Consider the following 13894-nt stretch of genomic DNA (forward strand, 5'->3'; position numbering starts at 1 on the left):
TGGGTGCCGGTTGGCCTCGGGACGTTGCACGGGCTGCCGGGGCGGCGCGAGTGGCGACGAGTCGAGGGCGAAGTCGCCATCGATCGAGAACGATAAAGCGGGCCGGTTCATGAAGTTATCGCCTGCGTAAGGGGTCCGAAAACGAAAAAGCGGACCGCTTCATTAAGGGGCGATCGCGCTTGGCCTCTAGCCTTGGTTTCACGGGGTTAGCTTCGGGGCTGGACGGGGCGGGCGACAAGAATGGTTCTTTTGCTACGAAGTATGAGTGGCGTATCGGTTTTTCGGGTGTATCGAGGCTCATCAAACGGTAACAAAGGCGGTGATGGGTGGCATTGACCCTGTCCGCCGCCTCGGTTTCTTGTCTCGATGACTTGCGATCACCCTTTCAGCGGCGAGGGCGTGACATCGTCGGGAATCGGGCAGCGATAGGGCTCGCGTCGCGTGGCCCTGTCCAACTCCGCCCGCGCCTCGGCCAGGATGGCCGGATCCTGCATGAGCGCGACGGCGGTGCCGGCCATCACCTTGGCCGCCTGCAGCATGCCCTTGTGGCCCAGCGAGCTGCGCCCCTGGGCGACCACCTGCCAGGTGTGCAGCGGCGTGCCCAGGGCGAAGCAGTTGACGTAGCACTGGGCGGTCGGCACCACCCAACTGACGTCGCCGACATCGGTGGAGCCATACATCAGTTCGTCGCTGGCACGGTACGGGGCGATGTCGTCGACCAGAGCCTTGCCTTCGAGCCCGTCGACATACGCCTCTGCCGCCTCGCCGCCGGCGCTGAGGATATTGGCGTAGGTGGTACGCAGGTCGTCGTCGCTGACCGTCGCCTTGATGCGTGCCCCGTAGGCTTGCTCCCCGGCGTCGTGACGCGGCGGGCCGAACGCCTCGAACCGTGACTGCATCAGCCGCTCCAGGGTGCGATTGGGGCGATAGCCCGAGCAGGCCTTGTCGAACGTCATCTCGACCCGGGTGCCGGTCATCAGCGCCGCACCCTCGGCGATTTTCTGGATGCGTTCGAATATCGCCTGGACATCGCTCATGCGTCGGGCGCGCATCAGGTAGAGCACCTCGGCGTCCGCCTGGACGACGTTGGGGGAGGCGCCGCCGGTGCGAGTGATCGAGTAGTGCAGGCGTGCGTCCGGCACGATGTGCTCGCGCAGATAGTTGGCGCCCACGTTCATCAGCTCCACCGCGTCCAGCGCGCTACGCCCGAGATGCGGCGAGTTGGCGGCGTGGGCGGAGGTGCCCTTGAAGCGGAAGTAGGCCTGGATATTGGCCAGCGTTGGCGTCGAGAAGATGGCGTTGAACGCCTGTGGATGCCAGGTGAGCGCGGCATCGACATCGTCGAACACGCCCTCGCGCACCATGAAGGTCTTGCCGGAGCCCCCCTCTTCGCCGGGGCAGCCGTAGAAGCGCACGGTGCCGGAGAGCGCGTTGTCGGCCATATAGTCACGAACGCCGACCGCGCCGGCCAGTGCGGCGACACCGAGCAGGTTGTGGCCGCAGCCATGACCGTTACCGTTGTCGATCAGGGGTTCGGCCTGGCTGGCTTCGCCGCGCTGACTGAGCCCGGCCAGGGCGTCGTATTCGCCGAGCAGCGCAATGACCGGCTTGCCGGTGCCGTAGCTGGCGACGAAGGCGGTCTCGATGCCGGCGATGCCGCGCTCGACCTGAAAACCTTCGGCTTCCAGCGCGTCGCTGAGCGTCGCCGCAGAGCGAGTCTCCTCGAACCGGGTCTCGGCCAGTTCCCATACCTGGTTGGCGTGATCGATGAAGCGGTCGCGCTTGCTCTCGATCAGTGTGTCGAGTTGCCGGGTCGTGGCGTCAGTCGGGTTCATATCCATGAAGAACGTTATCCTTAAAGCGTTTCGGAAGGCCGGCGGTGAAGGGCCGGATCGTCTGCCTGCAGGGCCAGATGGGCCAGGGTATGGATGGCCAATGGCAGTACGTCCTCGTCGAAATCGAAGCATTGATGATGGTGGCCGGCGGCGAGTTCGGTGCCGAACACCATGTAGGTGGCCAGCCCGCCGCGTTCCCGCACGCGCTGCATCATGGTGGTAGCGTCCTCGGAGCCGGAAGGACGATTTTCGGTGGCGATCACGCTATCGATCCCGGGAAGGCCGGCGATGTGCGAGTGGATGAAATCGACCAGCGCCGGGCTCGGTTCGCAGTTGCGCGCTTCGCCGGCGAGGCGGTACGCCATCTCGACGCCCTGCATCTGGGCCGCGCCGCGCAGCACGGCCAGCGCTCGGCGCTGCATCTCATCGTCGATGTCGCTGGTCTCGCCCCGGGTTTCGAGCTTGAGCGTGGCGGTGCCGGGCACCACGTTGCGACCGCTGCCGGCATTGAGCACGCCGACGTTGATGCGCGAGGCGCCGGCGCTGTGGCGAGGAATGGCGTGCAGTCCGAGGGCGGCCTGGGCGGCGGCCAGCAGGGCGTTGCTGCCCGCTTCCGGATTGGCGCCGGCGTGGGCGGGTATGCCGGTGAAGGTGACATCGAGCTTGGTGGTGGCGAGATAGCCGTTGTGGCCGCAGACGACCGTTCCCTTCGGCACCCCGGTGCCGATATGGGTGGCGATGAAGATATCCACGTCATCGAGCACGCCGGCTTCGACCATCGATCTCGCGCCACGTACGCCCTCTTCCGCGGGCTGGAAGATCAGCTTGATGCGGCCGCTCAGATGCGGCATCAGCTCGACGAACAGCCGCGCCAGACCCAGCCCGATGGTGGTATGACCGTCGTGGCCGCAGGCGTGCATCATGCCGGTGTTGCGGGAGGCGAACCCCTCGCGGGCGGGACGATGATCGTCGGCCCGGGACTCCTCGAGATCGAGCGCATCGAGATCGACGCGATAGGCCAGCGTCGGCCCCGCGCGGCCGGTGTCCCACTCCGCCACCACGCCGGTATAGCCACCGGCGAGGGCCGGCAGCCAGCGCTCGATGGCGCCCTGATCGCGGGCGCGCTCGAGCGCCTGGTCCAGCACTTCGGGCTCGGGCACGCCCATGCGGCTGTCGGCGTCGATCACGTCGCGGCCGAGGCTGACCCTGTAGCCGAGCCGATCCAGCTCCTCGGCAACGATCGAGGCGGTTCGAAACTCGACCCAGCCGGACTCGGCGTGATGATGGAAATCGCGTCGCCACTGGGTCAACTGCGGTATCAGCGCGTCGATCGCTGGGGTCAGTTCTGGTTCGGTAACGGTACTCATGGTGACGTTCTCCGCCTGTTGGATGTCTTCATGCTTCGTCTCCCGCTGCGTCCCCCGGCGTCAGGACGGCAGGTAGGTGGTGATACCCGGACCGTAGGGGATTCCCAGCAGGTAGAACGCCGTCAGCAACAGGATCCAGATCCCAAGAAATGCCAGGGTATAAGGCAGCATCCGCGACATCAGCGTACCGAGGCCGGCGTTCTTGTCGTATTTCCGGATGAAGGTGAGCACCACGATCATGTAGGGGTTGAGCGGCGAGATGATGTTGGTCGAGGAGTCGGCGATGCGATAGGCGACCTGGACGAAGGCGGGGTGGTAACCAAGCTGCATGAACATCGGCACGAACACCGGGGCTTCCAGCGCCCACTTCGCCGAGCCGCTGAAGATCAGCAGATTCATGCAGGCGGTAAAGACGATGTAGCAGAGGATGACCGGGAACCCGGTGAAGTCCATCGCGGTCAGCAGATCGGCGCCGTTGACCGCGATCCAGGTACCGATGTGCGTCCAGTTGAACCAGGCGATGAACTGCGAGGCGGCGAAGATCAGCACGATATAGCTGCCCAGGTCGCGCATCGCCTCGGCCATGTTCTCGGACACGTCGCGCGAGCGCTTGATGCGACCCACGGTGATGCCCCAGGTCACGCTGACGGTGATGAAGAAGAACAGGATGATCGGAATGATGCCACTGAGGAAAGGCGAAGGAATCAGTCCACCGTCCGGGCCGCGCAGCGGCGAGTTCGGCCAGAACAGCAGCGTGGCGATGGCGGCGATGTATACCAGCGCGGCAATGCCGGCGTTGCGAAGGCCGCGGCGGGCGTTCGGCGGTTCGCTGCTCTCGACCTGCTCGACGTCGCCCCGGTAGCTGCCGAGGCGCGGCTCGATGACCCGCTCGGTGACAACGGCGGCCACGATGGTGAGCACGAAGACAGAGACACAGTTGAAGTACCAGTTGTCCACCGGGGTCACCGTCATGTCGGGGCTGACGATGCGGGCCGCCTCGGTGGAGATACCCGACAGCAGCGCATCGGTCCCGACGATCAGCAGGTTGGCAGTGAAGCCCGCGCCGGCGCTGGCGAAGCCGAGCGCCAGGCCGGCGATCGGATGGCGGCCGAGGGAGTGATAGACCATCGCGGCCAGCGGCGGCAGCAGGATCAGCGAGGCGTCGGAGGCGACGTTCATCATGATCCCGGTAAACGCCACGGTATAGGTCACCAGTCGCTTGGGCGCCGACAGAATGGTGTGGCGTACCAGGGTCTCCAGCAGCCCCAGCTTTTCGGCCAGGCCGATCCCCAGCATCATCGACAGCACCAGGCCGAGCGGCGCGAAACCGGTGAAGTTATCGAGCATCGAGTCGAGAATGAACTGGATGCCCGCTGCCGAGACCAGGCTACGAATCGCCTCTACCTCGCCACTGCCGGGATGCTCGACGGTGGCACCGGCGATGGCGAACAGTACCGATGCCACTAGCACGGCGGCGGCCAGCAGGACGAAGATCATGAAGGGGTCGGGAAGCCGGTTGCCGAAACGCTCGATGGCGTTCAACAGCCGGATGGACAGCCGCGGACGAGCGGCGTCGCGGGACGTGGTTGCTTCCATGGGGCACTCCTGAGTCGGTTGTTGTCGACCGGATGGACCGATCGTATGTTGTATCGCGCTGTTGCCTCTGCCTTGCCCGGTGCAGACGGTCGATTGTGTTATGGACTATTCACCCTATACGTCACCCTATACGCGCGACCGCTTGGATAGTGTAAATAGGCCCTGGGGCGTCTGGCGTCCGAGCGGGTCGTCAGCGACCTCGAAACACGGTAGTGCCGGCTCGGGATCGGCAAAAGATGTCGATTACTTTTCGGTGATAACCTGAAGTGATCACGCGAGCAGGAGCCGTCCCGTGCAGTATCCGATCAAACTTCACCAGATTCGTGCCTTCGTCGAAGTCTCCCGCCGCGGCAGCATCCGGGCGGCGGCGCGCGAACTGGGGCTTTCCCAGCCGGGCCTGACCAAGGCCATCCGGGAGCTGGAGGAAGGGCTTGGGGCCGCGCTGCTGGTGCGCACTTCCCAGGGCGTGACGCTGACCGACTCCGGGCGGGCCTTCGATCAGCACGCGCATCTGATCATCGAAGAGCTGCGCCGGGCGAGGGAGAACGTCGAGCAGTTGAATGGGGTACTGCGCGGGCAGATCGTGATGGGGGCCTCCGCCACGGTGGCGCGTACGCTGCTGCCTCAAGTGGTCGGACGCTTCCGGCGGGAACTGCCCAACGTCAGGCTGCGGGTGATCGAGGGGCAACTGTCATCGATGGTGGCGGGGCTGCGCGATGGCGAACTGGACTTCTCGATCAACACGCTCTCCAGCGGTGTGCTCGACAGCGATCTCGAGGCGCTACCGCTGTTTTCGACGCCTTTCGTCGTGGTTCTGAGACGGGATCACCCCAAGGCGGGCGCGCGCCGATTGAAGGAGTTGATCGACTGCGACTGGGTGCTGCCGACGGCGCGCAGTGGTTACTACGCCGATCTTGCCGACACCCTGGAACGCCACGGTTTCTCGCGCGATCAGGTAAGCGTGGTGTGCGACTCCTTCACCACCTCGCTCAACCTGATCCAGCACAGCGATATGGTCGGGGTCTTCGCCGCGCAGATGACCGCACAGCACGGCATGGGCGAACTGCGGGAACTGACCCTGGACGATCCGCTGCCGCTGGCGACCTTCCACATGATCAAGCGGCGCGGCGTGCCGCTGACGCCGGTGGCATCGCGGCTGGCCAAGCTGTTCGAGTACGAGAGCCGGGGAGCGGAGTGACGCTCGCCGGCTTCCATCGAGTCACACCGACTTGCCCGCGGAGGCTACGGCCGACGGCGCCACCGCTTCCTCCTCGACGCCGTCGAGTCGGTCGGCGCGACGCAAAACCGGAAAGCGCCACATCCACAGCCCGACGATCGCCAGCGTGCCGACGGAGCCGATGACAGCTGCGGGCACGGTGCCAAACCACGACGCCGTGACGCCGGATTCGAACTCGCCGAGTTCGTTGGAGGCACCGATGAACAGCATGTTGACGGCGTTGACCCGACCGCGCATCTCGTCCGGTGTCGCGAGCTGCAACAGCGTCAGGCGCACGTAGACGCTGATCATGTCGGCGGCACCGGCGATCAGCAGGGCGCCGAACGAGAGCCAGAACCAGTGCGAGAGCGCGAAGACCAGGTTGGCGATGCCGAACACCGCCACCGCGGCAAACATGATCAGCCCGGCGTGTCGCTTGATCGCCCTGACGCCGAGATAGAGCCCCATCAGGAAGGCGCCGATGGCAATCGAGCTGCGCAGCGCGCCGAGGCCCTCCGGGCCGACGTGGAGGATTTCGTGGGCGTAGACCGGCAGTAGCGCGACGATTCCCCCGAACAGCACGGCGAACAGGTCCAGCGAGATGACACCCAGGATGACCGGTTTGTTGCGGATGTAGTGGATCCCGGCGGTAAACCGCTGCCAGGCGCTATCGTCGGTCTGGATACGTTCGAAGGCATAGCGCACCGGCACGCCGGCCAGCGCCAGTTGGGCGACCAGGAAGCAGCCCAGGTTGACGCTGTAGGTCAGCGTCGGGCCGAAGGCGTAAAGCAGGCCGCCGAGCATGGGGCCGCCGATGACCCCGATCTTCATGATCGAGGAGTTGACGGCGATCGCCTTGCCCAACTGGTCACGCGGCACGATCTGCGGCAGCAGGCTCTGCAGCGTCGGTCCGGTGAAGGCGCGGGCGGCGCCGAACAGCACCAGTACCGCATAGAACGGCACCGGCGAATCGGGCTGCTCCAGCGACAGCAGGATCAGCAGCACGCTGCAGAGCGCCTGGGCGGCCCAGCTGAGTTGCAGGATTCGCTTGCGATCGAAGCGGTCGACCACATCGCCGGCCGGCAACAGCAGCAGGACCATGGGCAGGAACTGCGCCAGGCCGACATAGCCCAGCGTCAATGGGTCGTGGGTGATGTCGTAGACCTGCCATGCCACCACGATCGCCTGGATCTGCATGGCGAAGACCGCGCAGAGGCGCGAGGCGAGAAAGGGGACGAAACCGGGCTGTCGATAAACGGGACTGTCGTGAGGGTCTTGGTTGGCTGCGGGCATGGTGTCCTGGGCGTGAGGCAGGGGAGTGGGGCGCGAATTAGCACGCTAATGGCTGGAACCGTCCCCAGCATACGCCTTCAGGCGGTAAAAAGCCGCTGACGGCCCACTGGCTCATCGCGATGGCGCGACTTCAATGCCGAATGGTGTGGTCAAACGGGGATTTTGGATAACGCCAGGTAATGGCGAGACGGGCATTGCCCCAAAGCGGCGCAATAGCTCCTTTTCAGGCGCTTTTTCGACTTCTTTTGGCGCAGGGCCGGGCGTATAGTGCGCTCGCTTCGACCTCACGTGTCTGGTCTTCCTCCGAGCAGTCGGGTCCTGTTCCGAGGCAAAGTCGTCATGACGGCGTGAGTGTCTAATCCTAACCGAGTCCATTCGAGTGAATCCGTCGGCCGCCGTGCCCGCTGCAGGCATCGCCGACGTCGTTCGACGTGCAATTTCGAGGTTCGTGGCCTTATGTCCCGGCAGTTGCTCTCCATGGCGCTGGCACCGCTACTCGGGCTTTTCATCCTGGGTATCGGCAACGGTTTTCTGGCGTCGCTCATCACCCTGCGCCTGGACGCGGCCGGGGAGTCGGTCACCACCATCGGCTGGGTCTCGGCCGCCTACTACATCGGGCTGGCGATCGGGGCGCTGTTCAACGATCGGCTGTTGCTGCGGATCGGCCACATTCGTGCCTACGCCTGCTTCGCGTCGCTGGTGGCGGTCACCGTGCTGCTGCAGGGGCTGTGGCTCAATGCCCCGCTGTGGTTCACGCTGCGTCTGATCGGCGGGTGGGCGACACTGGGCGTCTATCTGGTCATCGAGAGCTGGTTGCTGACCGCAGCCGACACCCGCGTTCGCGGCCGGCTGCTGGCGCTCTACATGATCGCGCTCTACGGCGCCGGGGTCATCGGGCAGTTGCTGCTGGGCGTGGCGGACCGCGCCGGTGCCAGCCAGCCGTTCATGGTCATCGCCATGCTGGCCTCGCTGTCGGTATTGCCGCTGGGCATGATCCCTCGCGTCTCGCCACTCATCGAGCACGCCGAACCGCTGTCGCCCTGGCGGCTGATCACGGTGACGCCGACCGGGGTGGTGGGCTGCTTCGGTTCAGGGCTGGCGGTATCGGCGATCTATAGTCTGCTGCCGCTATATCTGCAGCGCAGCGGCTTCGAGGTGCAGCAGATCGGCGAGATGATGGCCGTGGTGATTCTCGGCGGCATGCTGCTGCAATACCCCATCGGACGCTGGTCGGACCGACACGACCGGCAGATCGTGCTGATTCTGATCGGTGTGGTGCTGGCGGTGCTGTGCGCGGGCGTGATGCTGCTGCCGGACCTGCCCGGATTGCTCACGGCGATGCTGTTCCTGGTGGGCGGCGGGGTATTCGCGATCTATCCGGTGGCGGTGAGCCACGCGGCCGACCGCGCTCCGGCCGGCGCCCTGGTGCGAATGAGCCAGGGGCTGCTGCTGATCAACGCCCTGGGCGCCACTCTCAGCCCGCCGCTGATCACACCGCTGATGATCCATGGCGGCGATGCCGGGCTGTTCGTGGCGCTGGCCGGGCTGGGCGTAGCGCTGGTGGCCTTCTTCGTGTGGCGACGGAGCCGGCGACCGGCACCGGTTCCGGTGGCACCGTTCACCTCGAATCCCCAGCAGTCGGTGGTGGGGGCCGAACTCAGCGTGACCGACGAACTGGTGCAGGGAGCGATCGAGCACGAGCATCAGGAGGATCTGTCCCAGGTGGTGCCGGACGTGGAGACGGCGCTTCCCTTCGACAGCGAGCAAGAGTCCGGCGCCCAGGCGCGAGAAGGCGTCGCCGGCCGCGGGGTCCCGGCGTCCGACTGACGTCGTGCGATTCGAAGCGGATACCGGCGGATGCGGATCGACTGGCGACGGCCTAGCGCGCCGGGTCGACCACCCCGCCCAGCGAAGCGTTGCGGCGAAACCAGCCGGCGATACTGACCCGGGGCTGTCGGGTCGGGAGCACTTCGTGGGGAATCCGGTCGGATAGAAAACAGGCGAAAGTGCCCGCTTGCGGTTGAATGCGGGCCACTTCGCGATCGCTGTCCTGCTCATCGTAGAGCACCATCTCGCCGCCGCCGTCCGCTGGCCACGCCGGGTTGAGGTACAACACCGTGGAGATGACGCGGTTGGCCCGGCCCCGGAAGCTGTCGTAATGCTTGCGATAGAACGCGCCCGGCGGATAGAGGGCGAAATGGGCCTCGAACTCGAACAGTCCGGCGTAAAGGGCGACGTTGATCTGTTGCTGGAGTTCGCTCATCAGCGTCAGGTAGCGACGCTGGGCCAGGCTTTCCCGATCCAGCCAGTGGATCGCGTCTCCGCGAATGTCGCGCCGCAGCGTGCGCTCATCGCCGCGGCCGATGGCCGCCTCCTGCAGTGCCTGCCGCTGGTGCAGTCGCTCCAGGTCATCCCGCAGGCCCTGGCACAGGCCTGGGTCGAGAAACCGTTCACCGACCTACCAGCCGCGCTCCACCAGGCCGTCGATCAACGCGGCCAGCTGGGCGCTGTCCCAGAAGGCGTGGTGGGCATCGTTGGGTGTCTTGAAGGACTCACTTGAGAATCTTGCCAGAGTGGCCGGAGCGCGCCGCAGTCTGGCGCCGGCGCTGGGGGTGATAGCGCAATTCGCCCTGGGCGGGCTTGCGGTCCAGGGCGATATCGCATTCGAAGCCGACCGCCAGCAGCTCGACCAGCATCATGGCGGACAGCCCCCAGATCGTGCGGCCCTCGAAGGGGTAGCTGGGAACGTACCAGGGCTGATCGTCGACCGGAATCACATCGGTATGGCTGCGACAGTCATCGAGGAAGTGGCGAAGCGGTACCTCGAAGATCGTCTCGATCTCGCCCGGTTCCGCCACCAGCGACAGATCCGGCGCGATCACGCCGACGAAGGGCGTCACGCGGAGGCCGTAGAGCGAGATGACGTCGCTGAGCCGGCCGATGACCTCGACCCGCTCCGGCGCCAGCGCGATCTCCTCTTGGGTCTCCCGCAGTGCAGTGGCGAGAAGATCGCTATCCTCGGGCTCCCGTTTGCCCCCCGGAAAGGCGACCTGGCCGGCATGCTGGGAGAGGTGGGCGGTGCGCTGGGTGAACAGCAGCGTGGGCTCGGTTCGGTCGACGATGGGCAGCAGCACCGCTGCCTGGGGGTAGGCACTGCTCGAGCGACTTGGGCGATGTGCTTGCAGGCGCTCGCGGAGTTTCTCTAACATGCGCTTTCGACTCCCTGTTGGCAGGCGCGCCGGTCGGCGCTGTCTGGCGTTCCCGCGAGGCTCCGTCGTCCGGGATCTACCCGCTCGAGGACCTCCGAATTCGAGGCGCTATGAACTACTGTAGCCACTGCGGTCACACCGTGCGTTTTGCGATCCCCGATGGCGACGATCGTCCGCGATTCCTGTGCGATGCCTGCGGCACCGTCCATTACCAGAATCCGCGCATCGTGGCCGGCACGCTGCCGGTAGCCGGTGAGCGCATACTGCTGTGCCGCCGGGCCATTTCGCCGCGCAAGGGCTTCTGGACGCTGCCGGCGGGTTTCATGGAAAACGCCGAGACCGTGGAGCAGGCAGCGCTGCGTGAAACCCGCGAGGAGGCCTGCGCCGTCATCGCCGAGCCGACACTGTATACGCTGATCAGCCTGCCGCACATCAATCAGGTCTACATGATCTTCCTGGGCGACCTCGATGGCGGTTTCGCGGCCGGACCGGAGAGTCTCGAAGTCGAGCTGTTCGAGGAGACACAGATCCCCTGGAACGAACTCGCTTTCCCGACCATCGAGCGCACGCTGCGCCACTTCTTCGACGATCGGCGGCGGGGTACCTTCGAGCTGCATCTCAGCCAGATTGGCCAGGAAGAGCGTGAGCGTTACTTCGGCTCTGCCTAGCGCCCGCGCTCAGGCCTCGGGCAGCGAGGCCAGGGAACTCAGCGGCCAGACGTCGTAGGCGGGCTCCTCGTAAGGATGCGCGTCGACCAGAGCGGCGATCGCCGCGCGGATTCGATGATCCTCGCAGACCAGTTCGACCCGATACTCCTCGACCTTCTCCAGCGCGCCCGTCTTCCCGATGTGGGGCGTGGCGCCCGCCAGCGGACGAAACTGTCCCTCCCCCCGGACCTGGAAACAGCACGCTTCGTAAGCGCCGATTCTCCCGGCGCCGCTGGCGAACACCGCCGCCTTGACGCTTCCCAGGTGGGATTCGGGGACGAAGAACGCCAGCTTGTACATGAGGATTGTCCGGTCCGGTTGCTGTCGTGACGGTGGGCCGCGTGCGGCGATGATGGCATAATGCCCTGCGCTCCGACAGTGGTCAGGCGCGCCCCTGATCTCCGGGGGGCGGCCTGTTGCGCTCTGTCTGAAAAATGCCTGCGCTCGCCCATACGGCGTTAAAAATTGACTCAAAATGCTCATTTACACCTCGTAAACTCCGCTTTTTCGTCAATTTTTGCCTTGTCTGGCCATCGCTCGCCGATTTTTCAGACAGAGCTTGGGAACGCACCGTCCGAAATGAATCGTGCCGATCGGAAACCTTGGCGATGTGGAAATGGGTCATTGTGGTATTGGTTGTCATGCTGGGGCTGATGCAGTACCGGCTGTGGTTCGGCGAGGGCGGCATTCGGGAGTTCAATGATATCCAGGCTCGCGCCGATACGCTGGAAGGGACGACCGATACGCTCAAGGCGCGCAACGACCGCCTTGCCGCCGAAGTCGTCGACCTCAAGGACGGTCTCGATGCCATCGAGGAGCGCGCCCGCAGCGACATCGGCATGGTTCGTCAGGACGAGCAATTCTTCTGGGTGCCCGGCGTCGACAGTCCCGGCAACGGCCCCGCCGCCAGCACGGGGGTGGTGCAGCCATGACGCTCTGGTTGATCGTGCCGGCCGCCGGCCGCGGCCAGCGCATGCAGGCCGACCGCCCCAAGCAGTACCTCACGTTGCAGGGGAAGAGCGTGCTGGCGCGAACGCTCGAGCGCCTGCACCAGGCCTTTCCCGACGCCGTGCTGCGCCTCTGCCTGGATCCCGACGACGAGTACTTCGACGCCGAAGAGGTTCCGTTCGACCGCTGGCTGCGTGTCGCTGGCGGCGATGAACGCGCCGATACGGTGGGGCGTGCGCTGACCACCCTGGCCGAGGAAGCCGCGGACGACGACTGGGTAATGGTGCACGATGCGGCGCGACCCTGCGTGCGGATCGAGGATCTGCGTGCCTTGCAGGGGGCTCTCGACGACGAGGCGATCGGGGCGCTGCTGGCGACCCCGGCGGCCGATACCATGAAACGCGCCGATGCGGGGGGGCGTATCAGCCACACCGAGCCTCGTGATGGCCTGTGGCATGCGTTGACGCCACAGGTGTTTCGTTTCGACCTGCTGCGCCAGGCGCTCGACGCCGCCCGGGCGACCGGCGTGAAGGTGACCGACGAAGCCTCCGCGATCGAGGCCATGGGCCTGGCGCCACGGCTCGTTGCCGGCAGCCGCGACAATCTCAAGATCACGCATCCCGAGGATCTGGCCATGGCCGCGCGGATTCTTGCGCTGCAGGCCGAGACCGCGGTGGATGCGCTCGACCAGGGAGTCGGAGCATGAGTGTCAGAATCGGTCACGGTTTCGACGTACACCGTTTTGGCGACGGCGATCATCTGATGATCGGCGGCGTTCGCTTGCCGTTCGATCACGGCTTCGTCGCCCATTCCGATGGAGACGTGCTGCTGCACGCGATCAGCGATGCGCTGCTGGGCGCCTGCGCGCTGGGCGACATCGGGCGCCACTTCCCGGATACCGACCCGGCCTGGAAAGGCGCCGACAGCCGCGCACTGCTGCGTCACGTCGTCGGATTGGTGGGCGAGGCCGGCTATCGAATCGGCAATCTCGACGCCACGGTGATGGCTCAGGCACCGCGAATGGCCGAGTGGATCCCGCGTATGTGCGAAACGATCGCCGCCGATGTGGATGTCGAGCTGGGCGCCGTCAACGTCAAGGCGACGACCACCGAACGTCTCGGCTTCACCGGGCGCGGTGAAGGCATCGCGGCGGAAGCGGTGGTGCTGCTGGTCGCGGACGCCAAATGAGCGATCCCGCGCCGTCATTGGTGTCCTGGCCGCCAAGCTGGCACTACCTGGCGGGAGCACCCGCGGCGGCTGGCGACTACCGCCGGCGTCCCGAGGATTTCCAGGTCGAGGAGGTTCTCGACTTCGTCCCGGAGGGGCAGGGCGAGCATCTGTGGCTGTGGTTGGAAAAACGCGGCATGACGACCCCAGACCTGGCTCGGCTGCTCGCCCGGGCCGTCGACATTCCGGTCCGAGACGTCGGGTTCAGCGGCCTCAAGGATCGCGACGCGGTGACGCGGCAGTGGTTCTCGCTGGCGCTACCGGGACGCGAGGCGCCATCGGGCTGGGAGGCGGGGCTCGTCGAGCGAGGCGTCACCTGTCTCCAGGCGGTCCGGCACCCGCGCAAGCTGAAGCGCGGCGTGCACCGGGCCAACCGCTTCCGGCTGAAGATCGGCGGAGAGGCCAGTGTGGCGCCGGCCACTCGCGAGCGCTGGGATCGGCTGGTGCAGCTAGGAGTGCCCAACTATTTCGGCCCCCAGCGCTTCGGCCCCGAGGG

General features: G+C 65.8%; 13 protein-coding genes and 1 pseudogene. 7 read left to right on the forward strand and 7 right to left on the reverse strand.

Annotated features, from left to right (window positions below; genetic code table 11):
* Positions 1-377 precede the first annotated feature (377 nt).
* From AC3AYF_RS10650 to AC3AYF_RS10660, 3 genes are read right to left on the reverse strand one after another with little or no spacing between them, the layout of a single operon-like run.
* Positions 378-1841: a M20 family metallopeptidase gene (locus AC3AYF_RS10650; protein WP_295039036.1), complete on the reverse strand. Its 1464-nt coding sequence runs from the start codon at positions 1839-1841 to the stop codon at positions 378-380.
* A gap of 14 nt (positions 1842-1855) precedes the next feature.
* Positions 1856-3202, reverse strand: coding sequence for an amidohydrolase (locus AC3AYF_RS10655; RefSeq protein WP_295039038.1), 1347 nt, complete (start codon positions 3200-3202; stop codon positions 1856-1858).
* A gap of 60 nt (positions 3203-3262) precedes the next feature.
* Positions 3263-4798, reverse strand: a complete 1536-nt coding sequence (locus AC3AYF_RS10660; RefSeq protein WP_487779718.1) for an AbgT family transporter — start codon at positions 4796-4798, stop codon at positions 3263-3265.
* A gap of 292 nt (positions 4799-5090) precedes the next feature.
* Here AC3AYF_RS10660 and AC3AYF_RS10665 point away from each other — a divergent pair, with 292 nt between their 5' ends.
* Positions 5091-5996 (forward strand): LysR family transcriptional regulator, encoded by a 906-nt coding sequence (locus AC3AYF_RS10665; protein ID WP_295039042.1) that lies wholly within the window; start codon positions 5091-5093, stop codon positions 5994-5996.
* A 21-nt stretch (positions 5997-6017) separates the two neighbouring features.
* On the opposite strand, the gene AC3AYF_RS10670 is transcribed toward AC3AYF_RS10665, so the two are convergent.
* On the reverse strand, positions 6018-7307 hold the full coding sequence (locus AC3AYF_RS10670; RefSeq protein ID WP_295039044.1) for an MFS transporter: 1290 nt from the start codon (positions 7305-7307) through the stop codon (positions 6018-6020).
* Between the two features lie 456 nt (positions 7308-7763).
* Between AC3AYF_RS10670 and AC3AYF_RS10675 the strand changes: the two genes are divergently transcribed.
* A complete protein-coding gene (locus tag AC3AYF_RS10675) occupies positions 7764-9134 on the forward strand; it encodes an MFS transporter (protein WP_487779719.1) in 1371 nt (456 codons plus the stop codon).
* 52 nt (positions 9135-9186) lie between these two features.
* On the opposite strand, the pseudogene AC3AYF_RS10680 reads toward AC3AYF_RS10675, so the two are convergent.
* Positions 9187-9807 (reverse strand): annotated as a pseudogene (locus tag AC3AYF_RS10680) (2OG-Fe(II) oxygenase).
* A 52-nt stretch (positions 9808-9859) separates the two neighbouring features.
* On the reverse strand, positions 9860-10516 hold the full coding sequence (locus tag AC3AYF_RS10685; RefSeq protein WP_295039048.1) for a CoA pyrophosphatase: 657 nt from the start codon (positions 10514-10516) through the stop codon (positions 9860-9862).
* Positions 10517-10626: 110 nt separating this feature from the next.
* Between AC3AYF_RS10685 and AC3AYF_RS10690 the strand changes: the two genes are divergently transcribed.
* The gene (locus AC3AYF_RS10690) at positions 10627-11184 is read left to right on the forward strand and encodes an NUDIX hydrolase (RefSeq protein WP_295039049.1); all 558 of its coding nucleotides are present in this window, start codon (positions 10627-10629) and stop codon (positions 11182-11184) included.
* A 9-nt stretch (positions 11185-11193) separates the two neighbouring features.
* Here AC3AYF_RS10690 and AC3AYF_RS10695 read toward each other — a convergent pair whose 3' ends face one another.
* Entirely contained in the window at positions 11194-11523 is a 330-nt protein-coding gene (locus AC3AYF_RS10695; protein WP_295039051.1) for a YqfO family protein, read from the reverse strand.
* Positions 11524-11831: 308 nt separating this feature from the next.
* Between AC3AYF_RS10695 and ftsB the strand changes: the two genes are divergently transcribed.
* The 4 genes from ftsB to truD all read left to right on the forward strand — a co-directional run.
* Positions 11832-12155: a cell division protein FtsB gene (gene ftsB / locus AC3AYF_RS10700; protein ID WP_295039052.1), complete on the forward strand. Its 324-nt coding sequence runs from the start codon at positions 11832-11834 to the stop codon at positions 12153-12155.
* On the forward strand, positions 12152-12877 hold the full coding sequence (gene ispD / locus AC3AYF_RS10705) for a 2-C-methyl-D-erythritol 4-phosphate cytidylyltransferase (RefSeq protein WP_295039054.1): 726 nt from the start codon (positions 12152-12154) through the stop codon (positions 12875-12877). Before ftsB ends, ispD begins: the two co-directional genes overlap by 4 nt.
* Positions 12874-13359, forward strand: coding sequence for a 2-C-methyl-D-erythritol 2,4-cyclodiphosphate synthase (gene ispF / locus AC3AYF_RS10710; protein WP_295039056.1), 486 nt, complete (start codon positions 12874-12876; stop codon positions 13357-13359). The genes ispD and ispF overlap by 4 nt, the downstream gene beginning before the upstream one ends.
* A partial coding sequence (gene truD, locus AC3AYF_RS10715; protein WP_295039057.1) for a tRNA pseudouridine(13) synthase TruD occupies positions 13356-13894 on the forward strand: 539 nt, incomplete at its 3' end. The genes ispF and truD, both read left to right, overlap by 4 nt.

The sequence above is a fragment of the Salinicola sp. genome (assembly GCF_982684285.1).

Bases quoted from the DNA above. Each gene is read 5' to 3' on its own strand.
- AC3AYF_RS10650 (WP_295039036.1), bottom strand. From the start codon at position 1,841: ATGGATATGAACCCGACTGACGCCACGACCCGGCAACTCGACACACTG.
- AC3AYF_RS10655 (WP_295039038.1), bottom strand. From the start codon at position 3,202: ATGAGTACCGTTACCGAACCAGAACTGACCCCAGCGATCGACGCGCTG.
- AC3AYF_RS10660 (WP_487779718.1), bottom strand. From the start codon at position 4,798: ATGGAAGCAACCACGTCCCGCGACGCCGCTCGTCCGCGGCTGTCCATC.
- AC3AYF_RS10670 (WP_295039044.1), bottom strand. From the start codon at position 7,307: ATGCCCGCAGCCAACCAAGACCCTCACGACAGTCCCGTTTATCGACAG.
- AC3AYF_RS10675 (WP_487779719.1), top strand. From the start codon at position 7,764: ATGTCCCGGCAGTTGCTCTCCATGGCGCTGGCACCGCTACTCGGGCTT.
- AC3AYF_RS10685 (WP_295039048.1), bottom strand. From the start codon at position 10,516: ATGTTAGAGAAACTCCGCGAGCGCCTGCAAGCACATCGCCCAAGTCGC.
- AC3AYF_RS10690 (WP_295039049.1), top strand. From the start codon at position 10,627: ATGAACTACTGTAGCCACTGCGGTCACACCGTGCGTTTTGCGATCCCC.
- AC3AYF_RS10695 (WP_295039051.1), bottom strand. From the start codon at position 11,523: ATGTACAAGCTGGCGTTCTTCGTCCCCGAATCCCACCTGGGAAGCGTC.
- ftsB (WP_295039052.1), top strand. From the start codon at position 11,832: ATGTGGAAATGGGTCATTGTGGTATTGGTTGTCATGCTGGGGCTGATG.
- ispD (WP_295039054.1), top strand. From the start codon at position 12,152: ATGACGCTCTGGTTGATCGTGCCGGCCGCCGGCCGCGGCCAGCGCATG.
- ispF (WP_295039056.1), top strand. From the start codon at position 12,874: ATGAGTGTCAGAATCGGTCACGGTTTCGACGTACACCGTTTTGGCGAC.